This window comes from Pseudidiomarina terrestris (assembly GCF_030466375.1).
GTDB lineage: Bacteria > Pseudomonadota > Gammaproteobacteria > Enterobacterales > Alteromonadaceae > Pseudidiomarina > Pseudidiomarina terrestris.
This window is the reverse complement of sequence record NZ_JAGGJE010000004.1, coordinates 164,620-186,918: the sequence shown is the minus strand read 5'-3', so window position 1 is coordinate 186,918 and position 22,299 is coordinate 164,620. Positions and strand designations below refer to the sequence as shown.

Here is a 22,299-nt window from a genome sequence, read left to right as displayed (position 1 = left end):
GGAGATAAACTATGGCTTTAATTTCATTACGTCAGTTGCTCGATCACGCCGCCGAGAACGATTACGGCGTGCCGGCATTCAACGTTAATAACCTCGAGCAAATGCGCGCCATCATGGAAGCTGCTGATGCGACAGATAGTCCGGTCATTGTGCAGGCCTCGGCAGGCGCTCGCTCCTACGCAGGAGCACCGTTTTTGCGTCACCTTATTCTGGCAGCTATTGAAGAATGGCCGCATATCCCGGTCGTTATGCATCAGGATCACGGTACTTCTCCGGCGATCTGTCAGCGTTCCATTCAACTGGGCTTTAGCTCGGTCATGATGGATGGCTCATTACAAGAAGACGGTAAAACACCAGCGGATTACGATTACAACGTCAAGGTCACGCAAACAGCTGTGGCAATGGCCCATGCCTGTGGCGTGTCGGTCGAGGGCGAGTTGGGTGTGCTGGGTTCGCTTGAAACGGGTGAAGCTGGTGAAGAAGACGGTGTAGGTGCAGAAGGTAAACTTAGCCACGACCAACTGCTGACCGATCCCGAAGAAGCAGCACAGTTCGTAAAAGCGACCAATGTAGATGCTTTGGCCATCGCCTGTGGTACCTCACATGGCGCCTATAAGTTTAGTCGCCCACCGACCGGTGATATTCTGGCGATCGACCGTATCAAAGAGATCCACAAACGCATTCCAACCACCCACCTGGTCATGCATGGTTCCTCTTCGGTGCCGCAAGAATGGTTGAAAGTGATCAACGAATTTGGTGGTGAAATCCCCGAAACTTATGGTGTCCCGGTGGAGCAGATCGCTGAAGGCATCAAGCACGGTGTTCGTAAAGTGAATATCGATACCGACTTACGCTTGGCATCTACCGGTGCGGTGCGTCGTCATTTAGCGCAGAACCCCAGCAATTTTGACCCGCGCAAATTCCTCAAGGCTTCAACCGATGCTATGTACGATATCTGTAAGGCACGTTTTGAAGCATTTGGCTGTGCTGGTCAGGCTCATAAAATTAAACCGATTTCTCTGGAAGAGATGTTCAAACGCTACGAAGCGGGAGATTTAGACGCTAAAGTGAACTAGTCGGGGTTCATTTACGCCGCAATCCCACGTTATACTAATGTAAACGTGGATTGCGGAAGACTAAAAGAGGTGTTTGTGGCATATCAGAAAACTTTAACAGCATTGGCTATTGTCGCGTGCTTAGGCGGGGCGTCTGTTGCGAACGCGCAAGCCTCGATTTTTATGTATGACGATGCCAGTGATTTGAACACCGAAGAAAAGTCGGACTGGGATGCTTCGGCAGAGCTTGGTCTGCTGTTCACTTCAGGTAACACTAAGACTGAGACATTTAAGACCAAGTTGAGTGCCGCGCGTGACTACCAGAACTGGCGCCACAAAGGCATTATCGACTATTACCGCTCCGAACAGGAAGACCAAAGTACGGGTGATACTTATGTGACCGGCGACAAGCTGTTCATATCAGGTCAGTCGAACTACAAGTTTAATCCTGAGAGCCGTTCCTCACTATTTGTGTTTGGCTCGTATGAAGAAGATAAATTCAGTGGTTACGAGTATCAGGGAACCATCGCTGTCGGTTACGGTGCCCGCTATCGTTATAGTCCGTCATTGTACACCGACTATGAAGTGGGTCCGGGTTACTCTGTGAATAAGCCTATCGTCAATGGCGTGGTGCAGGAGCAGGAAAGCAGTGCCATCTTGCGTGTGGCGGGCAATCTGGTCTGGGATATTACCAAGACCTCAAAATTCAACGCGCTGGCATCTAGTGAAGTTGGTCAAGACAACACCAAGTCGCGTGCTGAAGTCTCGGTATCTGCGAACGTGAACAGTTCACTGGCACTTAAATTTTCAGTGGCTGCAAACCATAACTCGTACTTAGAAGATGCTAGCAAAGAAAAACTCGATACCGAAACTGCAGTGACCTTGGTCTACAGTTTCTAAAGTATCGAGCTTTGCGGGTTTTAGTCCAGCAAGCGGGTTGCCGATTAGTCCTCGGCAATCCGCTTTTTCAAATGCACGGGCTTGTTGCGCTTGCGCACTTTGATATTGAGCAGTTCGACAATCAGTGAGAAGGCCATAGCGAAGTAGACGTAGCCTTTCGGTACGTGGAAGCCAAGCCCTTCGCCCATCAACGTAAAGCCAATCAGAATCAAAAAGCTCAACGCCAACATCTTGATGGTGGGATGACTATCGACAAAGTCACCAATCGCCTTCGCTGCCAGCATCATTACCAGTACCGCCACCACGACAGCAATAATCATGACGGCAACGTAATCAACCAGTCCGACAGCGGTAATCACGGAATCCAGCGAGAAGACCATATCAATGACGGCAATCTGCGTGATAATGGCCGCAAAAGTTGCGGTTTTTCCCGCCGTTTTGTGTTCTTCGACACCTTCTAAACTGTGATGAATTTCCAGAGTACTTTTCCCTAGCAGGAACAAACCACCGAAAAACAAGATCAAGTCACGTCCAGAAAAATCAAAACTGAACACCGAGAAAAGTGTCTCCGTCAGCCCCATCACCCAGACAATTGCGAGCAGTAAGGCAATCCGCATGCCCATGGCCAGCAATAGACCAATTTGCCTTGCTTTCTGCCGTTGATGCTCCGGCAATCGACCAACCAGAATTGAGATGAAGATAATGTTATCAATACCTAAGACAACTTCTAAAGCAGTGAGCGTGGCTAGCGCTACCCATGCTTCGGGTAAAAAGATCCACTCGAACATTTCGCTTACTCTGACAATATGGGAGGATTGGATTACAATAAACAGGTTATTGTGCAAAAACAACGGACAATAACTTTTGCGTGTCCTTCGGCTTTTAGCTAGTATGCGCGCACCCCTGGATGAAGGGGGACATTTGACTCTAATAGCAGCAACAAAGGCGAACTTTTATGTCTGCAAATTCGTTTCTGGGTGTTTTCGCTAAGTCTCCGATCAAACCAATGATCGAGCACATTTCTCAGGTGCATGACTGCGCGATGACCTTAAAACCTTTTTTTCAAGCTGTGTACGCGGCGAACTGGGATGATGCGGAAGAGCATCGCAAAGCCATCGTCAAGAAAGAGAAGGCTGCGGATGATATGAAGCGTGAAATCCGTCTCAACCTTCCTAGTGGTTTATTCATGCCCGTTGAGCGTACCGATCTTCTGGAACTCGTTTCTCAACAAGACCGTATTGCCAATAAAGCCAAAGATATCTCAGGATTGATTACCGGCCGTGAGCTGCAAATCCCAAAAGATATGATCGAGGGCTTTGATGCTTATCTGCAGCGTTGTCTGGACGCCACTGATAAAGCTAAAGAAACCATCGGTGAGTTTGACGATCTGCTGGAAGTTGGCTTTAAAGGCCGCGAACGACGTATCGTGGATAGTCTGATTTCCGAACTAGACAGCATCGAGCAAGACACCGACGCGTTACAAGTAAAATTGCGTCGTCAGTTGCGGGCTTTGGAACAAGAAATGAACCCGCTGGATGCTATGTTTCTCTATAAAATTCTTGATTGGGTCGGTGATCTCGCGGACCTGGCCGAGCGCGTGGGTGCGCGTTTTGAACTCATGCTTGCACGGGTCTAAGTCGGAGACGAACAATGGATATTATTTCTACTTATAATCTCACGCTGATTTTAATGGCAGCAGCTTTTGCTTTCTTCATGGCGTGGGGTATTGGTGCAAATGACGTCGCTAACGCGATGGGCACCTCGGTAGGCTCCAAAGCCTTAACCATCAAGCAAGCCATTATCGTTGCCATGATCTTCGAATTTGCCGGGGCCTACCTTGCTGGTGGTGAGGTAACGTCAACCATTCGTAAGGGGATTATCGATTCAGCCTACTTTATCGACACACCGGAGCTGTTGGTGTTTGGTATGATCGGCTCCTTGCTGGCGGCAGGGTTTTGGCTACTTATTGCTTCTTATCTGGGCTGGCCGGTTTCTACCACGCACTCCATTATCGGTGCCATTGTCGGTTTTGCTGCGGTGGGCGTAAGCCCGGACGCGGTCGAATGGGGCAAAGTTCTGGGTATCGTGGGAAGTTGGGTGGTGACACCGATGATCGCCGGCTTGCTGGCTTACTTTATCTTTATCAGCGCACAGAAGCTGATTTTTGATAGCGAAAGTCCGCTGGATATGGCCAAGCGTTACGTCCCCTTCTACATGGGCTTGACGGGCTTTGTCATCGCACTGGTAACCATCACCAAAGGTCTGAAACACGTTGGTTTGAACTTCACGTTAATGGAATCCATTGCCCTGGCGGTCGGTATTGCTGTGGTGGTGTTCTTCCTTGGTAAAATCATGATCAGCCGCTTACGCTTTGATCCGGCAGCTGACCGCGATATGCATTATACCAACGTCGAAAAAGTCTTTGCGGTACTTATGGTTGTGACCGCGTGTGCCATGGCATTTGCCCACGGTTCGAATGACGTTGCTAATGCCATCGGTCCATTGGCCGCTGTGGTCAGTATTGTGCAAAATGGTGGCGAGATTTCCAGCAAAGCAACCCTGGCCTGGTGGGTATTGCCAGTAGGTGCTGTAGGTATCGTGCTAGGTTTGGCAATGTTGGGCAAGCGCGTCATTGCCACTATCGGTAAAGGCATCACCCATTTAACCCCAAGTCGTGGTTTCGCTGCGGAACTCGCAGCGGCTTCAACGGTGGTTATTGCATCAGGCACAGGCTTACCTATTTCAACCACACAAACCTTGGTCGGTGCGGTGCTTGGTGTTGGTATGGCCCGTGGTATTGCCGCCCTGAACCTTGGCGTGGTGCGCAACATCGTGGTGTCCTGGGTTGTTACCCTACCTGCCGGTGCAATCATGTCGATCATTTTCTTCTTTATTATTAAAACAGCATTTGGCGTCTAAAGCCTGATGGAAACTGTTTAAAAAGGCGACTTCGGTCGCCTTTTTTTGTGCCTGCTCGATTATTTTTTGCTTTTATGGCAACTTTTTTATCAGCCACCACGACCTTAGTGGCAGTAGAAAAAGGAAACGACACTGTGTTTGCACCATCAGATGAAAGGCTCGTGAAACGAGCGCTGGAAAATAATAAACAAGCTTGGCTGCAGCTGGTAAAGCGTTACGAGGGTTTAGTCTTTAACTACGCGTTGCGCATGAGTGGTAGCCGCGATGACGCTCTGGACCTGATGCAGGATGTGTTTATGTCACTGTTTCGGAACCTGGCTGGCTGGCGTGGTGAGAGCTCGTTTAAGAACTGGCTGATGACCATCGCTCATCACCGTTGCATCGAGCACTTTCGCCGGCGCAAAGACTTTGCTGACGATTACGATTTTGACCAGCAACCGAGCTCATCGGACTGGCACGATCCCGAGGCGGTGTACCACGGCCAGCAGCAAACACAGCAGCTGGTGAGCGCGATGCAGAAGTTGCCTGTTGAGCAGCGCCTCATCGTGGAATTAAAGTTTTTTCAGCACTTGAAGCTGCAGGAAATTAGTCAGCAACTTGAAGTGCCACTGAATACCGTTAAGTCCCGCTTGTACAAAGCGGTAGAAGAGTTACAGACGTTGGTGGAGGCTGTATGAACAAGCACGATGAATTCCAGAACTGGATCGAAAAAACGGCCACTGACACCCGGCCTGAGGCTGTGCCAGAGTGGCCGCGGGAAACGACCTTTCGCGCTCGTTACAACAGCACCGAAACCCTGCGCTGGTGGCAACGACCCCTGTTACCTGTTGCTTCGCTGGCGTGCTCAGCACTGGCAGTACTGGCTGTTGTTACACAGTTACAAGTGCAGGTCACAGAGCAAGGTTTTAACGTACATTTCGGCGGTAGTCTGACAGAGCAGCAGTTGCAGGCTGCGGTCAATGAGCAAATCACTGTTTTTGCAGCAGAGCAGCAACTGCAACTGGCGAATTACGCAGCCAATTTACGACAGGATTTTAGCGACGATGTAGCGGCTGCTAATCAGCAACTGGTGAATTATATTCTGACCACCAATCGCACCGAACGTCAGGAAGATATGGAAGATATCATCCGCTACGTCAACGCCCAGCGTGAGGACGACCAAGTCTACCTGGCCTACCAATTATCACAGGTTACCGGCGAGTTACTCGAAGACGGTGACTATCAGAACGACCCAACTCAGGAGTAAGACCATGCGTACATTAGCAGTAGTTTCAGCCATCGCGGTGGCATTGCTGGGCAGTGCCGGAGCACAGGCCGACCAGCAGCAGCGAGAGGAGTTACGTAAGCAGCTAGAGATTATGAACAGCATTTTTACCACGGCGCTTGATCAGGAGCGCAGTGAAGACGGCCAGGGTAACCTGCGCAGCAATCGTCTCAGCTTTAATTACCTGGCGGGTCAGGGGGTCGTGTACCGGACCAAACTAGGTGGCGGACACCGGGTGTTTTTCAATGGAGGTGTGCCGATGCCCCCGATGCCGGATCTGCCCCACTTAGATGGCATAGAAAGCATCGAGCTGGAGGCTGCCATGGCCGAAGGACTGGCCGCTGCAGGTGAAGTGATGCGTGAGATTGAGGTGGTAACCGATGAAATCGTGATCAACGACGGTGAAGTGTATTTCACCAGCGACGATGGCGATGGCAAAGTGAAAGTGGTGCGCCAGGTCTCACGAAAAATGCGCGACCATGCCCAACAGGTGCGCGAATTACGGCGCCAGGTGCGCGACCTTGAATTAGCGCGCGCCAACGCGGACGATGGCAAAGCTATTGAAAAGCAGTTAACGGAAGTTCGCGAACAGCTGCGGAAAAGCGAAGAGAAAGTTGCCAGCGCCCGTGCAGAACTTGACGAAGCGAAGACGCAACTGCAAGCAAGAGCAGCAGAACATCGTGCTAAACGCGCTGAGCAAAGAGCACAGCAATTGGCGCAGTTTGAGCAAACCATGACCAGTACCTTGTGCAATTACGGCCGTACCTTACGCGCCTTACCTGACCAGGAGCACGTCACCTTTGTCGTTGAGGGCGCAGGAAACGGCGCAGACGGAAGTGACAAAATCTTTATTTTTAACAAGCAGCAATTGGAAAATTGTTCATCGGCCAGTGATCTATTAGCAAAAGCAACCACGTATAGCTTTTAACTGATCGAAAGGTCGGTTGTCATCTCTGTTTAGCACGCCTGCCGGCGTGCTTTTTTTTGTCGCGTAAAAAGGGTAAAGTACGCGCACAAAAACCAGCAGCAGTAAGCCCTATGGACGTTAAAGACTTTAACTTTGATTTACCCGACCAATTGATTGCCCGCTACCCACAGCCAGAGCGCAGCGCGAGCCGTTTACTCGTGCTCGATGGAGCGACGGGTGAGGTGACCCACGACCAGTTCAAAGCCATTGAAGATCATTTACAGGCAGGTGATTTGCTGGTTTTCAATGATACCCGGGTGATTCCAGCGCGGATGCTGGGTGAAAAAATCTCGGGCGGCAAAGTCGAAATTCTCGTCGAGCGTATGCTTGATGATAACCGCGTGCTGGCGCACGTACGCAGTAACCGTGCGCCTAAGCCTGGCCAGCGGATGCGGATGGAAGATGCCGTTGAAGTTGAAATGCTAGGGCGCGACGGAGCGCTGTTTGAATTGCGCTTTGATACTGAACAAAGTGTGCTCGAGGTTCTGGAGCAGCATGGTCACATGCCATTACCTCCTTATATCGATCGCCCCGATGAAGCCAGTGATCGTGAGCGCTATCAGACGGTCTATAACAAAAAGCCCGGTGCCGTCGCAGCGCCCACGGCAGGATTGCACTTTGATGACGCCATTCTGGCCAAGCTGAAAGCCAAAGGCGTTAACTTTGCTTATGTGACATTGCATGTCGGCGCCGGAACCTTCCAGCCGGTGCGCGTCGATAAGATTGAAGAGCATCACATGCACAGTGAATACGCTGAGGTCCCCGAAGAAACCGTGACCCTGATAAAACAAACACAGGCCAATGGCGGTCGGGTGGTCGCAGTGGGCACGACTTCGGTGCGGTCACTGGAATCTGCGGCGCAGGCTGCGGTCCAGGAACAGCGAGAACTGGCACCGTTTTTCTCCGATACTGACATTTTTATCTATCCTGGCTACAAGTTTGAGATCATCGATGCGATGATCACCAACTTCCATTTACCAGAGTCAACTCTCATCATGTTGGTGTCGGCATTTGCTGGTCGGGATCATGTGCTGAACGCCTACCAGCAGGCGATTGACAACAGCTATCGCTTCTTCAGCTACGGTGACGCGATGTTTGTGACCCGTCAGCCGAGCTAAGGTATACTGATGCTCTCGGACTGTTTTTCCGTGATTTAACCTAGCGGTGATGAAATGAAGTTTGAATTACTTTCGACCTGTGGCAAAGCTCGCCGCGGGCGCATGATTTTTGAGCGGGGCGTGGTTGAGACACCAGCCTTTATGCCCGTGGGTACTGCAGGTACTGTAAAAGGGATGACGCCAGAAGAAGTGAAGGATACTGGCGCGCACATCTGCCTGGGCAATACTTTCCATCTGATGCTGCGTCCCGGTACGCAAATCATCAAGCAACATGGCGATTTACACGACTTCATGAATTGGGATAAACCCATTCTGACGGATTCGGGTGGCTTTCAGGTGTTTAGCCTGGGCGAATTGCGCAAGATTACTGAGGAAGGCGTGACTTTCCGTTCGCCAATCAATGGTGAAAAAATTCTGCTGACGCCAGAGAAGTCGATGGAAGTGCAACGGGACTTAGGTTCTGACATCGTGATGATTTTTGATGAGTGCACACCTTACCCGGCGACGCAGGCCGAGGCCCGCAGTTCTATGGAGTTATCGCTGCGTTGGGCGGAGCGCTCTAAGACCGCACACGGAGATAATCCGGCGGCGTTATTTGGCATCATTCAAGGCGGTATGTACGAAGAATTGCGGACCATCTCGCTGGATGGTCTGACCGATATCGGTTTTGATGGCTACGCTGTCGGCGGGCTTTCTGTGGGTGAACCCAAAGAAGATATGATGCGGGTACTGGACCATATTGCGCCTCAAATGCCGGTGGACAAACCCCGTTATCTGATGGGCGTAGGTAAACCTGAGGATCTGGTGGAAGCGGTACGGCGCGGCATTGATATGTTCGACTGCGTGATGCCGACCCGTAACGCCCGGAATGGTCATTTGTTTGTCAGTACTGGCGTGGTCAAGATCCGTAACGCAGTGCACCGTACCGATACCGGGCCGCTGGATCCTGAGTGCGACTGCTACACCTGTAAAAACTACTCGCGCGCATACCTGCATCACCTGGATCGCTCCAACGAGATGTTAGGCGGACGCCTGAATACCATCCATAACCTGCACTTCTATCAAAAAGTCATGCGTGATTTGCGCGAGGCGATTGCCGCCGACCGCCTGGATCAGCACGTCGCCGAGTTTTATCAAAAACGCGGCATGGATGTTCCAGCGCTGGGCTAACGAAATCGATCCCGGTCTGCTCAGGCCGGGATCGACGTCGCGATATCAATGATGTAAGGCTTGATGCCGGCGAAGAAGAACTCGACGGCAATGAGCATGACGATTAACCCCATCAGGCGCATCAGGATCTTACTGCCGCTACGACCGAGCTTAGCCAGCATTTGCCGGCCACTGGCCAAGACGATGGCCGTCAGTACGCATACCGTGGCAATAGCAATAAATAAGCTAATAGTGGCAGAGGCGGTTGCTTCGGTAACTTTGCCTTCCTGAATAAACAGAATCACCATGGTGATCGCACCGGGTCCGGCAATCATCGGAATGCCTATAGGGGTGACTGCCACATCAGAACCAAAGTCCCCGTCGGTCTCACCGTCCACCCGCTTGGGTACCGTGCGCCCGCGCAGCATCTCAAAGCCCATCACGAAGAACAAAATACCACCAGCGACGCGTAAGCCGTTTACGGAGATATTAAAGAAGCTGAAGATCGCTTCGCCCAGCAGGGCAAACACTGTTAGAGCAATAAAAGCCGTGACAGCCGCACGCATAGCAACCCAACGCGCAGCCTTCGGAGTCATTGCCTCAGTTAACGCGATATAGATGGGAATTGCGGCAATCGGGTTAATCATGGTGAATAACGAAGTGAACTGGAACAGAAAAGTGTCAAGCATGGTGCGATTCCCGAAAAAATAAGTTGAGGTATTGTATCAACTTATAAAAATTGTAGCTAAAAAAGAAAAAGTTTTAAGCGAAAAAAGTTGCTGCGACACGCTTTGGCGCAATAAACTGTCATACTACTGATTACAAAAATGAAACAATAGTCTCAGTTCATTTGAGGCGAACCCTTCGGCCAAAAATTTGGAAGCGGTGACTAAGAGCATGGGACTCTCGTTGACCAGCCTGATACCATGCTTCACCGCTTCCATCCCTGCCGCTGCTAGTGCTAAATCCCCTTAATTAAATTGATCGCAGGCTTTACATCAGGATCTGAACTCGCTACAATTCAGCACCATTTTTATTCGTCTTGGTTAATTAGTAACCAATGTTGATAACCCAACAACAGAATTTTCATTGAGGTGAGATTTTAATGCCAGTTGTTAAAGTAAAAGAAAACGAACCGTTTGACGTCGCTTTACGCCGCTTCAAGCGTTCTTGCGAAAAAGCCGGTGTACTTTCAGAAGTGCGTCGTCGTGAATTCTACGAAAAGCCAACTTCAGAGCGTAAGCGCAAGAAAGCTGCAGCCGTAAAACGTCACGCGAAGAAATTATCGCGCGAAAACGCGCGCCGCACTCGTCTTTACTAAGAACAAGCAAGTATTGCTTAGTAGAGAGAGTCGCTAGCTTTTACGTCGCGACTGGTTACTGAAAGCTTCAGTAACTAATCGAAGGCCGGAGCACGGAAACGTGGTCCGGCTTTTTCATTTGGGCTTTTTGATTTAGGCTTTTGCAATTCCCATTCAGCAAGTACAATCAAGTCAGTTCAGAACAACGGAACACAAATAACCATGGCAGGCCTGATCCCAAAAAGCTTTATTCATGATCTCCTTGATCGCGCAGACGTGGTCGAAGTCGTGGACAGCCGCGTTCCGTTAAAAAAAGCAGGCCGTAACTACCAGGCGTGTTGCCCCTTTCATAATGAAAAGTCCCCAAGTTTCACTGTTGCTCCCGACAAGCAATTCTTTCATTGCTTTGGTTGCGGTGAGCATGGCAATGCCATTGATTTTTTGATGCGCTATGACGGCCTGGACTTTCCTGATGCAATTGAAGAGTTAGCGGCAATGCTGGGCATGGAAGTGCCGCGGGAAACCTCAGTTAATCCTCAGGCAGAGGCGCGCAAACGTCAACAGGCGGCCGATGACTACCAGCAAATGGAACATGCGGCTAAGTTCTTTGCTCACCAGCTTCGCCGCCATGCCAATGCACCTAAGGTCATTGACTACCTAAAGGGCCGAGGCCTGAGTGGTGAAGTGGTGAAAGCTTTCCAGATTGGCTATGCCCCCGATGGTTGGGACGATCTGCTGAAAACCCTGGGCAAAGGCCAGGGATCACGCGATCAGTTAGTGGATCTGAAACTCGTCAATCGCAACGATAACGGACGTTATTATGACTTTTTCCGGGATCGGGTGATGTTTCCGATCCGGGATCGCCGTGGTCGCGTGGTCGGTTTCGGTGGCCGCATCCTTGAAGGCGATGGGCCTAAGTACCTCAATTCGCCCGAAACCCGTGTTTTTCACAAAGGCCGGGAGCTGTACGGATTTTATGAGGTGAAGCGGGCCCATCGGCAGATTGAACAAATCGTCATTGTCGAAGGCTACATGGACGTGGTGGCACTGGCTCAGGCGGGCATTGATTTTGCTGTTGCCTCGTTGGGTACAGCCACTACGACGGACCAGTTACAGATGCTGTTCCGCGCTACGCGCAAGGTGGTCTGCTGTTACGATGGCGATCGCGCCGGCCGTGATGCTGCATGGCGCGCGCTGGAAAATGCCTTACCTCTTTTAACCGACGGCCTGGAATTGAGCTTTCTGTTTCTGCCTGACGGTGAGGATCCCGATAGTCTGGTCCGCCAGGAGGGTGCTGAAGCCTTCACCGCGCGACTCGCTCAGGCGCAAAGCTTCACCAGCTACTTTTTCAGTCATCTGTCAGAGCAGTTGGATCTGGCTTCCGACAGTGGCCGAGCGGCTTTGCTCAACCAGGCCAAGCCTTTAATTGAGCGTATTGCCAGTGACTATTACCGCGAAGCGCTGTTGGCCGAGCTCGCGCGGCTGTTGCGCCGCGAGGTGTCACAGGTTGCGGCACAGGTACGGCAAGCGAAAACCACCACCACCGAGCGGGACGAGCTTAAGATCACGCCAATTCGACGTGCTATTGCACTGTTATTGCAATACCCGCAACTGGCCCAGGAAGTACCGGTTCATGATGCGCTTGGTCAGCTCAAGCTGCCAGGTATCCAAGTATTTATGCAGCTGCATCAGCAGGCCCGCGAACAGAACCTGACTTCAGCTCAGCTACTCGAACAGTGGCGCGGCAGCCGTGAAGAGAAACTGCTACGTCAGTTAGTGACCTGGGAGCACCACCTGGATCAGGATAAGATTGGCCAGGAATTTTTTGATACGTTCTTGTTCTTTATCGATCTTTTTGTTGAGCAACGTGCCAACGAACTGCTCGCCAAGGAACGTGAAGCACCGCTGACCCATACCGAGAAAAAAGAGTACATGGCGCTGATGCAGCACCGCGCACAAAAAAGCCAGGTTAGCGACAGCGACTAGCGAATTTGACCAACGCTTGGCGATTCTGCCGAACAGTTTCTCTAACGAGTTTCCATACCTCTTCTTATTTAAATTCTAAGTGTTTGAATTAAAGTATAAAAATAGAATTCTGATAAGTTGGCATCATCTTTGCTTTAAAACCTATGTCATAAGTCAAAACCACGACCTAATAATAACCTGACGTCTTATCTAGGAGAAAAACGAATGAAAGCAATAAAAGGTTTAGCAGCTGCTGTAGCAATCTTAGCCGCGAGTGCGACTTTGCAAGGATGTATCATTGTTGCCGACGGCGAGCATGGCGATGGCTACTCAAGCAGTGACTTCCGCAAACAGGAAGAGCAGAACCGCCAGATGATTTCGGCGTTGTCGGATAGCGCGACCTTGACCGATGTTCGCAGTCGCATGGGAACCCCGGATTTTGCCAATCGCACCACCGTTGATGGCGCCCGCTACGATGTCCTTTACTACCGTACACACCGCGTCGAAGCTGATGGCAATACCAGCAAAGACGAGTGCACACCGCTGGTTTTTAAAGACAGTATTCTGGTCGGAACCGGTGAATTGGCACTCAGCCGAATCCCACAAAGCTACTGATTAATTTCTGGCTCAAAACTGCATATTCTGCTATAATTTCCGGTCTTGAATTTGATTCGTAAGTTTAAGACCGGTTTTTATTTATCCATTTGAAATGACAGGTGGTAGATCTGTATGCAGCAGAGTCGTCAATCGCAACTCAGAATTCTTATTGCCAAAGGGAAAGAGCAGGGGTACCTGACATTTTCCGAGGTTAACGATCATTTACCTTCTGAGATTGTAGATTCCGATCAAATCGAAGATATTATTGCCATGATCAATGACATGGGTATCAAGGTGTTTGAAAACGCCCCTGATGCCGATGACCTGATGATGAGCGAAGACACTGCCGATGAAGATGCCGCGGAAGCCGCAGCTCAAGCACTTGCGAGTGTTGACGGTGAACTTGGCCGTACCACCGACCCGGTGCGTATGTACATGCGGGAAATGGGTACCGTTGAGCTATTGACTCGTGAAGGCGAGATCGATATTGCCAAGCGTATCGAAGAAGGCATCAACCAGGTCCAGTGTTCCGTCGCTGAATATCCAGAAGCGATTAACTTTTTACTTGATCAATGGGATCAATGTGAAGCCGAAGAGATGCGTTTAACCGACATCATCTCTGGCTTTATCGATCCAAACGAAGTCGACGAAGCGCCTGTCGCCGCGACCCACATCGGTTCTGAGCTATCTCAGGATGAGCTCGATGACGAAGATGATGACGACGACGATGACGATGACGACGATGATGCAAATGAGGGCGGTATCGATCCGGAATTTGCACGGCAAAAGTTTGGCGAATTACGCGCGCAGTATGAAAAAACGCGCAAAGCTATCAGCAAACATGGCCGCGATAACGCAAAAGCTCGTAAAGAAATCGACGCGCTGAGCGACTTATTTAAGCAATTCCGTCTGGTTCCTAAGCAGTTTGACCGCTTGGTCAAAGATATGCGCGACATGATGCATCGTGTTCGCGTGCAAGAGCGCTTGATCATGAAGATGAGTGTCGAACAGGCACAAATGCCAAAACGCGCCTTCATGAAAGCTTTTGCCGGAAACGAGAACAGCACCGCCTGGCTAGATGCCGCTATTGACAGTGGCGAAAGCTATGCGCAAGGCTTGAGTGACCTGCGCCCGGAAATCGAGCGTTGCATCTCAAAATTGTCTGAAGTCGAAATTGAGACCGGTTTGACCATCGCGAAAGTGAAGGACATCAACCGTCGCATGTCGATCGGCGAAGCCAAGGCACGGCGCGCCAAGAAAGAGATGGTTGAAGCGAACTTACGTTTGGTTATCTCGATTGCCAAGAAATACACCAACCGTGGTCTGCAGTTCCTGGACTTGATTCAGGAAGGTAACATTGGTCTGATGAAAGCCGTCGACAAATTCGAATACCGTCGTGGCTATAAATTCTCAACTTATGCGACCTGGTGGATCCGTCAAGCGATCACCCGTTCGATCGCTGACCAGGCGCGGACCATCCGTATTCCTGTGCATATGATCGAGACCATCAACAAGCTCAACCGTATTTCGCGGCAGATGCTGCAGGAGATGGGTCGCGAACCGTCACCTGAAGAGCTGGCTGAGCGCATGGTGATGCCAGAAGATAAAATCCGTAAAGTGCTGAAAATTGCCAAAGAGCCGATCTCCATGGAGACGCCAATTGGCGATGATGAAGATTCGCATCTTGGCGATTTTATCGAGGACACGACCCTCGACCTGCCAGTCGACTCTGCAACCTCGGAAAGCTTGCGTAATTCAGTCCGCGAAGTCCTGGGTGGATTGACCCAGCGTGAAGCGAAGGTCTTGCGGATGCGCTTCGGTATTGATATGAATACGGACCATACGTTGGAAGAAGTGGGCAAACAGTTCGATGTCACCCGCGAACGAATTCGTCAGATCGAAGCTAAGGCGCTGCGTAAACTGCGTCATCCTAGCCGTTCTGAGCAACTGAAATCGTTCCTTGACGAGTAAGCGTCTTACCCCGAGGTAAGTGCTTACTACTTCGAAAGCCCTTGTAGCGAATAGCTCAGGGGCTTTTTTGTAATGAGTATAAACGCGGCTGATGTGAAATTTGCCGCTAAATTTGTTAAGGTGAGGCTAACTTCGCTGAAAAGGATACCTTATGACAGAGTCGGATAAGAAAATCGCTGATAACCCACAACCGGGTCGTATTATTGACGCGCATCTACACATTTATAATGATGCGTATCCGTTGATCGAGAATCAGGGATTTTTACCGCCACCATTTTCGGTGGAAGACTACCAACATCGTACACGCGATCTGCCGATCGTGGGTGGGGTTGTTGTGTCAGGCTCATCCCATGGGTTTGATCAAAAGTATTTGAAACCCGCACTGGAGAAGCTCGGTGATCAGTTTGTTGGCATCACCAATCTGCCGAGTACGGTCTCCGATGAAAAGATTTTGAGCCTGCGTGACGCAGGTGTGCGAGGCGTTCGTGTTAATTTGAAGCGCGGCGTGGTGAGCGGTCTGGATAACCTGGTCGATTTCGGCATGCGGATCTGGGATCTGGCGGGCTGGCATCTGGAAATGTACGTCGATAGCCGTGAGCTCGATGAAATCATTCCTAAGCTGATAAAGTTACCAAAGGCATCAGTGGATCATCTGGGCATGGCACGTTCAGGTCTGTCACAGGTGCGCAAGCTGGCAGAAGCTGGGGTGAAGATTAAAGCAAGTGGCTTTGGTCGGACGGAAGTAAATGTTGCTGAAGCCGTGCAGAAGCTGTACGAGACCAACCCTGACTGTTTGATGTTCGGTACCGACCTGCCGTCAAATCGCGCTGAGCGACCGTTTAACAGAACCGACATCTCAGTTGTCGCTGGCGCGCTGGACAACGCCGACGCGATTGACAAAGTATTCGCGCGCAACGCTGCCGAATTCTACAATATTAAACTGTAAAAACCGCCCTCAGGGGTCATGACAAGCGGGCCGAAATTTCATATACTTGCGCCCGCTTTTTCAATTCCTATCTGTAATGGCCCCTTAGCTCAGTGGTTAGAGCAGCCGACTCATAATCGGTTGGTCCCCAGTTCAAATCTGGGAGGGGCCACCAAAAAAATCATTAAGTTACTGTATTTCTCTCCTTTGGTCATGAACACTCCTTATGGGCATATTGAGGCCTCGCTTTGGATGTGTGCGTAAAATTTGCGTAGAGCCCATCTCAGTGCTGCCGCTCTTGGTCTATTAGCAGGCTCGTCCAAATAGGAAATTTCTTAAGACGTGTCCTATACTTCTGGAAAGTCTAGCAGTACAGGGATATTACAGATGAACGATCGGACCCAGGCCAGCAGCGGCAAAAAAAAGATCTTCGTCGTCGGTGCCGACGACTTCAATCTCTCCCTGATCGAGAAAATCCCAGGCTCGGAGAACTGGGAACTGATCCGCACACTTGAATATTCTGACGTTCAGCCAGCCAGCGGCCGCATCGATTTCGACGAGCTTTACGAGCGTGCCAGATCCATTATCGACGCGCATGGCGGCAGGCCAGATGCGATCATCGGCTATCTGGATTTTCCCGTGACCTCGCTCGTTTCGTTGCTGCTGCGCGACTACGAAATGCCGGGTGCTAGTCCCGAAGCGGTCGCGAAATGCGAGCACAAGTACTGGGCACGCCTGAAGCAGAAAGAGGCCTTCCCCGATGTTACACCCGAGGTGCGTGCCATCAATCCCTTCGAGCCGGAAAATGCGAAGAAAGACGCGCCGGACTATCCGTTTTGGCTCAAACCGGTCAAAGGTCATTCCTCCGTGCTCGGGTTTCTGGTCGAGGACGAGGAAGGATTCGATGCGGCGTTGCAAGCCTGTCGCCAGAAGATCCATCTGATCGGCGAGCCTTTCAACGCTTTCCTGGACAAGCTTGAGGACCGCAGCGAGATCGACGGTATCGACGGTAATTTCGCCGTGGCCGAACAACTTATTTCGGCCCAGCGGCAGTTCACGCTGGAAGGCTATGTCTGGCAGGGCGAAATTAGGGTCTACGGCGCGGTGGAGTCCCTACGCGAGGGCGAGAACGCGTCCAGCTTCTCGCGCTATCAGTACCCCGCCGATCTGCCCGAAGAGGTCATCGAGCGCTCCACCGAGATCGCCGGCAAGATGATGACGGCGCTCGGCTATGACGGCTCGCCGTTCAATGTCGAATTCTTCTACGATCCCGATAGCGGCGACCTGCATCTGCTCGAGATCAACGCCCGAATCTCCAAGTCCCACTCTCCGTTATTCCACATGGTCGACGGCGCGGCTCACCAGAAGGTGGCTATCGAGCTGTCGATGGGGCTCGAGCCAGACATGCCTTACCGCGAAGGAAAAGACGCCATCGCGGGCAAGTTCATGCTGAGAAGCTTCGAGGCCGATGGCATCGTCAAGCGCGTGCCCAGCTCTGAAGAGATCGCGGAGTTGAAGCGCATCCTGCCCGATTTCGATGCGAACGTTCTTGTCGAGAAGGATCAGCGTCTCTCTGACATGTTTTACCAAGACAGTTATTCGTACGAGCTTGCCGACATTTTCCTCGGCGGCCATGACAAGGACATGCTGGAGGATGCGTATAACCGGATTTTAGCTTCGCTTCCCATCTACATTCAGCCGCACCCCGAGGACTTATGAAAAGCGTATCCGACTTTCCCCGCGAGATCATCGAGGAGGAGAATGTCTGGATCCCGGTCGGCGACGGCCTGAAGCTGGCCGCGCGCGTCTGGCGCCCGAAGGATTCAGGCGACGATCCGGTACCGGTGATCCTGGAATACATTCCCTACAGAAAGCGCTTCGGTTCGACCGTGCGCGACGAGATCACGCACAAATACCTCGCCGGGCACGGCTATGCCTGTGTTCGCCTGGACATTCGGGGTAGCGGGGAGTCCGAGGGCGTGCTGACTGACGAGTACCTGCAGAGCGAGCTCGATGACGGTGTGGCCGCCATCCACTGGCTGGCCGAGCAGGACTGGTGCGACGGCAATGTCGGAATGATGGGCATCAGCTGGGGTGGGTTCAACGGTCTGATGATCGCGGCGATGCAGCCCGAACCGCTCAAGGCCATCGTTACGGTCTGCTCCAGCGACGACCGCTATGCCGACGACATCCACCACATGGGCGGCACGCTGTTGGGCGACAATCTCTCCTGGGCTGGCGTCATGTTCTCTTACAACACCATGCCGCCCGACCCCGCGCTAGTCGGGGACCGCTGGAAGGAGATGTGGATGGAGCGCCTGAAGGGGAGCGGACTGTGGCTGAAGACCTGGCTGCAGCATCAGCGCCGCGACTGCTACTGGCGGCACGGCTCAGTTTCTGAGCATTACGGCGACATCAAGATCCCGGTCTTCGCAGTCTCAGGGTGGGCCGACGGCTATACCAATACCGTCTTCCGCCTCATGGAAAATCTCGACGTGCCGCGTAAGGGCCTCGTCGGGCCCTGGGGTCACACCTATCCGCATATCGGAAGCCCCGGGCCGGCCATCGACTTTCTCGGCGAGCTTCTCGATTGGTGGGATCACTGGCTGAAGGGCAAGGACCAGGGCATGGACGACGAGAACATGCTGTGCGCCTACATGCAGGACTCCGCCCCGCCCAATCCCCAGTACAAATACCGCAAAGGCCGCTGGGTGGTCGAGGCTGAATGGCCGAGCCCGGATATCGAGCCTCGCGCCTACAGCTTCGGGACTGGACGCCACCTCATCGCAGAGGATAGCGGTGAGGAGACCGAGGAGGTGGGCATGAAGGTCCAGTCCCCGGTCACGCTGGGACTGTTTGCCGGCAAATGGTGTTCCTACGCCAACGGGCCGGATCTCGCCGGTGATCAGCGTTCCGAGGACGGCGGCGGACTGATCTTCCAGACCCACGAGCTGGAAGAGGCCGTGGAGATTTTTGGTCAGCCGGTCGTCGAACTAGACTTGGAGAGCGATCAGCCGATCGCCATGGTCGCGGTGCGGCTTTCGGATTTCCTGCCCGACCATCAAATCACGCGCGTGACCTACGGGATGCTCAACCTCACCCATCGTGACAGCCGCCAGCACCCCGAATTACTGGAACCGGGCAAGCGCTACAGGGTCAAGGTGCCCTTGAACCATATCGCCCAGCGCTTCGAGAAGGGCCACCGAATTCGGGTTTCCGTCTCCACCGTCTACTGGCCGATGGCTTGGACCCCGCCGGAATCCACCAAGCTCACGGTCTATACGGGCAAGAGCCGGATCATCCTGCCCTGCCGCACGAAAAATGTCGGCGGCGAGGAGGAGGCAAGCTTCGATCCGCCGGTCTGCGCGCCTCCCCCCTCGACCACTTTGTACGAGTCGGGCGAGCATCGCTGGCTGGTCCATCGCGATCTTGCTGACCAGCGCTCCGAACTGGAGGTCATCGATGATCGCGGCCTGTTCCGGTTCGACGATATCGACCTGACGGTCGGCACCCATGCAGTGGAGAAATATTCAGCCGTCACGGGCGATTTCACCAGCGTGATGGGGACAACTGAGTGGATCCGGACGCTCCAGCGCGACGACTGGAAGATCAAGACCCGGACCTATACCTGTCTGAGCTCGGACGAGAACAATTTCTACATCCGCGCCGAGCTCGATGCCTATGAAGGTGAGACGCGGGTGTGCTGCATGAGCTGGGACGAGACGATTCCGCGCGATCATATCTGAGGGGACTTTTAGCTGCGGCGGGCGTGCTGTCCGGCTTCTTATTCTTGTCTACGCCGGCTCTTGTTCTCGCAACCGAGCCTACAAAGCTACCAATAATCTATCTGGAAGTCGTCACGCTACACGCACACGATTTTTTTTCTCAATTTAGCATGCCAAGTTGCAGATTTAGCTTGCATGGCAAAACAAACGCTTTACAACAAAATTTGTGAAAACAAAAAAGTTGGCCCTATTCATTCAGTACCTCCTTACACTTGAAAAACTCATTAAGTAAAAAGGCGCCAATGGCGCCTTTTGGTTAGAGCTCACGAATGCGTCATGCATTCCGCGCTTGTTAAACTATTACCGTACTTCAGAGGTGATGTCGGTCGTGATGGTAAATGGTGTAGCAAGACTAATGTAGCCAGTTACACGCAGCGTGTAGGTGCCTGGCATATCGGTCCAGAACTGTATTACCTCAGGGTTCTCCAATGATGCACTGGAAGCGACTTCGACGCCCTCTGGATTGACCAGGAAAAAGTCCAAGTCAGCCACACCCGTCCAGTTCAGGGTTGAAGTGATGCTGACATCATTTGGTGCGATTTCCAGCGGGAATTCTTGTACTTCGAGGTTCTCGGCTGAAACGCCCATAGTGCCGGAATCCATCTGCTGACTGGTGGTAAAGCTGACATCTGGAGATAGAATTGCTCCATCCACATCCATACGGTCAAACATGACGCGTTTATCCAGAATTCGGACTTCCAGGTCGTGGATTCCTTCACCTAAGTGATCAAAGGCGACGGCAACGTCCTTTGGTGCCGCTTCTGACGCATCAGCAGCATAGATTGTTTTCGTCCCCATGGATTGCCCATCAGCAATAAGCTCAATCGAAACTGGCTTATCATTGACGGCTAAAAAGTGAAAACGAACCCGTTCGCCACGTACTTTTACGAAAACCGACGAATGAGGATTCTTCGCCGTAGTCACGGTTTGTTGGAATGCGGAATCGTAGTGTTTAGTTTGCCACTTACCCACATAAACAAATTGTTCAGCGCTTTCATCGGCCGCCGTCCACTCACCTTGACTCGACCATAAGGTATCGCCATCCAAAAAGGCAAGGCGCTTACCAGTTGTTACCTTCGCTAAATCGACAGCTGCTTTGACATCTATATAGCCGCTCCCCACCTCGTGCGGAGCATAGTCCATTGGCTCTGCAGTGTCTTTGATGATTTGCTCAATTTGGTCAGGCGATAAGTTTGGATTAACTTCCAGCAACAATGCGGCGACCCCTGCTACAAATGGCGTGGCCATCGAAGTACCGCTGATCGTATGGTAATACACTGTATATTCAGGGTGCGCTGGGTCGGTAACCGGGCCGGTTGCTCCAATAGCGGTATTCGGAGCTCGGGTAGAAGTAATATCTTGCCCTGGTGCTGTAATATCCGGTAGCTTGTACGGGTGGCCCGCCACACCGCGACTTGAGAAGTCGGCGAGAAGTTTTTCGCTCGTGCCCGCCGCGACATTAATTACCCATGGTGCAACGGCATACTGGTTTAGGGTATCTTCAGCAGGACCGGAATTAGAAGCTGCAAAGCTGACAACCATACCCTTACTATAAGCCTCGAAGGAAGCCTTGTTGATAGGGTTATTTGGGTCAAATTCAGCACCGTCTCCGCCGCCCCAACTATTAGTTATAATATCAATATCAAGTCGGTCTTGATTGGCAATGGCATAATCGAAACCTAATAACGCATATAGGATCGAGATACCTTCCCCTGCGCCAAGGCCAATGAGACTTGCTCCTGGGGCAATACCATCGTGATAGTAAGCCCGGCGCTCATCGTTAACTGACGCCATACCAGAGCCTGCAACTGTGCCCGCAACGTGGGTACCATGACCTGACGAAGTATCGCTATTGGGAACTCCTTCGATAAAGGCGTTGCGTCCACCAAGCAAATCAAGGTCACCGACAATCTTTACATTTTCAACGGTTTTTGTCTGAAACTCTAGGTCTGGGTGCGTTGCATCTACTCCTGAGTCAAGTACCGCTATGGTCACGCCGTCTCCGTCTAAGCCATAATAGTCTTGCACGTAATGACCACCAGTAATCTCACCAGAGGTGTAATTACTGTATTCTAAAGGGTTATTCGCATAAATACTGCTAACTGCAGGGTTAACCATCAGCGCTTCTAATTGCAATTTAGTTACAGTGGCGCCCGCCATTGGCATGGTTTTAAGTGCCAGAAATGGGATTCCCAAATTCTGCAACACGGGTTCGATAGTACTCTGTTCGTCAAAGGATACGATGACATCGTATGGCCCGGTAAGGCTTTTTAAATCTTGTGCCAATTTAGGTCCCAGTAATGCATCAGCGCTAACCGCTGGTGCGACGAAGAGGCCTGAGGCCAAAATACCTAATGATAGAAGTGTTCGTTTCATGGTTAATC

General features: G+C 51.7%; 19 protein-coding genes and 1 tRNA gene. 17 read left to right on the top strand and 3 right to left on the bottom strand.

From position 1 onward, the window contains the following. Positions 1-11 precede the first annotated feature (11 nt). Together fba and J6J28_RS10350 are read left to right on the top strand one after the other, a co-directional pair. Positions 12-1,076 carry a class II fructose-bisphosphate aldolase gene (gene fba / locus J6J28_RS10355; RefSeq protein ID WP_301721558.1) on the top strand — a complete coding sequence of 355 codons (1,065 nt, stop codon included), beginning with the start codon at positions 12-14 and terminating at the stop codon, positions 1,074-1,076. Between the two features lie 75 nt (positions 1,077-1,151). After that, on the top strand, positions 1,152-1,955 hold the full coding sequence (locus J6J28_RS10350) for a DUF481 domain-containing protein (protein WP_301721557.1): 804 nt from the start codon (positions 1,152-1,154) through the stop codon (positions 1,953-1,955). 44 nt (positions 1,956-1,999) lie between these two features. On the opposite strand, the gene J6J28_RS10345 is transcribed toward J6J28_RS10350, so the two are convergent. Further along, entirely contained in the window at positions 2,000-2,743 is a 744-nt protein-coding gene (locus J6J28_RS10345; protein WP_301721556.1) for a TerC family protein, read from the bottom strand. A 167-nt stretch (positions 2,744-2,910) separates the two neighbouring features. Here J6J28_RS10345 and J6J28_RS10340 point away from each other — a divergent pair, with 167 nt between their 5' ends. From J6J28_RS10340 to tgt, 7 genes are all read left to right on the top strand, one after another. After that, positions 2,911-3,591: a TIGR00153 family protein gene (locus tag J6J28_RS10340; protein WP_301721555.1), complete on the top strand. Its 681-nt coding sequence runs from the start codon at positions 2,911-2,913 to the stop codon at positions 3,589-3,591. A gap of 14 nt (positions 3,592-3,605) precedes the next feature. Continuing rightward, positions 3,606-4,874, top strand: a complete 1,269-nt coding sequence (locus J6J28_RS10335) for an inorganic phosphate transporter (RefSeq protein WP_301721554.1) — start codon at positions 3,606-3,608, stop codon at positions 4,872-4,874. Positions 4,875-5,035: 161 nt separating this feature from the next. Then, the gene (locus J6J28_RS10330; RefSeq protein WP_301721553.1) at positions 5,036-5,551 is read left to right on the top strand and encodes an RNA polymerase sigma factor; all 516 of its coding nucleotides are present in this window, start codon (positions 5,036-5,038) and stop codon (positions 5,549-5,551) included. Next, positions 5,548-6,120 carry a hypothetical protein gene (locus J6J28_RS10325; RefSeq protein WP_301721551.1) on the top strand — a complete coding sequence of 191 codons (573 nt, stop codon included), beginning with the start codon at positions 5,548-5,550 and terminating at the stop codon, positions 6,118-6,120. The genes J6J28_RS10330 and J6J28_RS10325 overlap by 4 nt, the downstream gene beginning before the upstream one ends. Positions 6,121-6,124: 4 nt before the next feature. After that, entirely contained in the window at positions 6,125-7,066 is a 942-nt protein-coding gene (locus tag J6J28_RS10320) for a hypothetical protein (protein WP_301721549.1), read from the top strand. Between the two features lie 110 nt (positions 7,067-7,176). Continuing rightward, positions 7,177-8,223, top strand: a complete 1,047-nt coding sequence (queA, locus tag J6J28_RS10315; RefSeq protein WP_301721635.1) for a tRNA preQ1(34) S-adenosylmethionine ribosyltransferase-isomerase QueA — start codon at positions 7,177-7,179, stop codon at positions 8,221-8,223. 54 nt (positions 8,224-8,277) lie between these two features. Further along, the gene (tgt, locus tag J6J28_RS10310) at positions 8,278-9,393 is read left to right on the top strand and encodes a tRNA guanosine(34) transglycosylase Tgt (RefSeq protein WP_301721547.1); all 1,116 of its coding nucleotides are present in this window, start codon (positions 8,278-8,280) and stop codon (positions 9,391-9,393) included. 20 nt (positions 9,394-9,413) lie between these two features. Here the strand turns inward: tgt and J6J28_RS10305 are convergent, their stop codons facing one another. Continuing rightward, positions 9,414-10,061, bottom strand: coding sequence for a MarC family protein (locus J6J28_RS10305; RefSeq protein ID WP_301721546.1), 648 nt, complete (start codon positions 10,059-10,061; stop codon positions 9,414-9,416). Between the two features lie 416 nt (positions 10,062-10,477). Between J6J28_RS10305 and rpsU the strand changes: the two genes are divergently transcribed. The 8 genes from rpsU to J6J28_RS10265 all read left to right on the top strand — a co-directional run bounded on the left by rpsU (position 10,478) and on the right by J6J28_RS10265 (position 19,876). Further along, on the top strand, positions 10,478-10,693 hold the full coding sequence (rpsU, locus tag J6J28_RS10300) for a 30S ribosomal protein S21 (RefSeq protein WP_034733010.1): 216 nt from the start codon (positions 10,478-10,480) through the stop codon (positions 10,691-10,693). 201 nt (positions 10,694-10,894) lie between these two features. Continuing rightward, positions 10,895-12,658, top strand: coding sequence for a DNA primase (gene dnaG / locus J6J28_RS10295; RefSeq protein WP_301721543.1), 1,764 nt, complete (start codon positions 10,895-10,897; stop codon positions 12,656-12,658). Between the two features lie 204 nt (positions 12,659-12,862). Continuing rightward, positions 12,863-13,252: a DUF3192 domain-containing protein gene (locus J6J28_RS10290; RefSeq protein ID WP_301721541.1), complete on the top strand. Its 390-nt coding sequence runs from the start codon at positions 12,863-12,865 to the stop codon at positions 13,250-13,252. A gap of 114 nt (positions 13,253-13,366) precedes the next feature. Beyond that, on the top strand, positions 13,367-15,205 hold the full coding sequence (rpoD, locus tag J6J28_RS10285; protein WP_301721540.1) for an RNA polymerase sigma factor RpoD: 1,839 nt from the start codon (positions 13,367-13,369) through the stop codon (positions 15,203-15,205). Positions 15,206-15,356: 151 nt separating this feature from the next. Beyond that, positions 15,357-16,151, top strand: coding sequence for an amidohydrolase family protein (locus tag J6J28_RS10280; protein WP_301721536.1), 795 nt, complete (start codon positions 15,357-15,359; stop codon positions 16,149-16,151). Positions 16,152-16,229: 78 nt separating this feature from the next. Then, positions 16,230-16,305: transfer RNA gene (locus J6J28_RS10275), tRNA-Ile, on the top strand. A 212-nt stretch (positions 16,306-16,517) separates the two neighbouring features. Further along, entirely contained in the window at positions 16,518-17,849 is a 1,332-nt protein-coding gene (locus J6J28_RS10270; RefSeq protein WP_301721535.1) for an ATP-grasp domain-containing protein, read from the top strand. Then, entirely contained in the window at positions 17,846-19,876 is a 2,031-nt protein-coding gene (locus tag J6J28_RS10265) for a CocE/NonD family hydrolase (protein WP_301721534.1), read from the top strand. The genes J6J28_RS10270 and J6J28_RS10265 overlap by 4 nt, the downstream gene beginning before the upstream one ends. A 339-nt stretch (positions 19,877-20,215) precedes the next feature. Here the strand turns inward: J6J28_RS10265 and J6J28_RS10260 are convergent, their stop codons facing one another. Beyond that, positions 20,216-22,291: a S8 family peptidase gene (locus J6J28_RS10260; RefSeq protein WP_301721532.1), complete on the bottom strand. Its 2,076-nt coding sequence runs from the start codon at positions 22,289-22,291 to the stop codon at positions 20,216-20,218. Between the last annotated feature and the right edge of the window lie 8 nt (positions 22,292-22,299).

Coding starts and splice junctions, on each gene's coding strand:
- fba (WP_301721558.1), top strand. CDS start 12: ATGGCTTTAATTTCATTACGTCAGTTGCTCGATCACGCCGCCGAGAAC.
- J6J28_RS10345 (WP_301721556.1), bottom strand. CDS start 2,743: ATGTTCGAGTGGATCTTTTTACCCGAAGCATGGGTAGCGCTAGCCACG.
- J6J28_RS10340 (WP_301721555.1), top strand. CDS start 2,911: ATGTCTGCAAATTCGTTTCTGGGTGTTTTCGCTAAGTCTCCGATCAAA.
- J6J28_RS10335 (WP_301721554.1), top strand. CDS start 3,606: ATGGATATTATTTCTACTTATAATCTCACGCTGATTTTAATGGCAGCA.
- J6J28_RS10325 (WP_301721551.1), top strand. CDS start 5,548: ATGAACAAGCACGATGAATTCCAGAACTGGATCGAAAAAACGGCCACT.
- J6J28_RS10320 (WP_301721549.1), top strand. CDS start 6,125: ATGCGTACATTAGCAGTAGTTTCAGCCATCGCGGTGGCATTGCTGGGC.
- queA (WP_301721635.1), top strand. CDS start 7,177: ATGGACGTTAAAGACTTTAACTTTGATTTACCCGACCAATTGATTGCC.
- tgt (WP_301721547.1), top strand. CDS start 8,278: ATGAAGTTTGAATTACTTTCGACCTGTGGCAAAGCTCGCCGCGGGCGC.
- J6J28_RS10305 (WP_301721546.1), bottom strand. CDS start 10,061: ATGCTTGACACTTTTCTGTTCCAGTTCACTTCGTTATTCACCATGATT.
- rpsU (WP_034733010.1), top strand. CDS start 10,478: ATGCCAGTTGTTAAAGTAAAAGAAAACGAACCGTTTGACGTCGCTTTA.
- dnaG (WP_301721543.1), top strand. CDS start 10,895: ATGGCAGGCCTGATCCCAAAAAGCTTTATTCATGATCTCCTTGATCGC.
- J6J28_RS10290 (WP_301721541.1), top strand. CDS start 12,863: ATGAAAGCAATAAAAGGTTTAGCAGCTGCTGTAGCAATCTTAGCCGCG.
- rpoD (WP_301721540.1), top strand. CDS start 13,367: ATGCAGCAGAGTCGTCAATCGCAACTCAGAATTCTTATTGCCAAAGGG.
- J6J28_RS10280 (WP_301721536.1), top strand. CDS start 15,357: ATGACAGAGTCGGATAAGAAAATCGCTGATAACCCACAACCGGGTCGT.
- J6J28_RS10270 (WP_301721535.1), top strand. CDS start 16,518: ATGAACGATCGGACCCAGGCCAGCAGCGGCAAAAAAAAGATCTTCGTC.
- J6J28_RS10265 (WP_301721534.1), top strand. CDS start 17,846: ATGAAAAGCGTATCCGACTTTCCCCGCGAGATCATCGAGGAGGAGAAT.
- J6J28_RS10260 (WP_301721532.1), bottom strand. CDS start 22,291: ATGAAACGAACACTTCTATCATTAGGTATTTTGGCCTCAGGCCTCTTC.